This is a genomic window from Polynucleobacter sp. 30F-ANTBAC (assembly GCF_018882385.1).
GTDB lineage: Bacteria > Pseudomonadota > Gammaproteobacteria > Burkholderiales > Burkholderiaceae > Polynucleobacter.
The window spans coordinates 1-279 of the sequence record NZ_JACVON010000009.1 but is presented as its reverse complement, the minus strand read 5'-3'; the positions used below and the strand labels follow the sequence as shown (position 1 = coordinate 279).

Here is a 279-nt window from a genome sequence, read left to right as displayed (position 1 = left end):
GCATCACCATCTCTTTGTCTTTCGGCAATTCGATTGAACCTGTTACGTCCGTTGTACGGAAGTAAAACTGTGGACGGTAGTTGTTGAAGAATGGTGTGTGACGACCACCTTCGTCTTTGCTCAACACGTACACTTCAGCTGTGAAGTGTGTGTGTGGCGTAATAGAACCTGGCTTAGCCAATACTTGACCACGCTCAACCTCTTCACGCTTTGTACCGCGCAACAAGATACCCACGTTGTCACCAGCTTGACCTTGGTCTAACAACTTACGGAACATCT

General features: G+C 47.7%; 1 pseudogene. It reads right to left on the bottom strand.

What is annotated here, in order from left to right:
- A pseudogene (gene tuf, locus ICN28_RS09465) lies at positions 1 to 279 on the bottom strand (elongation factor Tu); the annotation flags it as partial.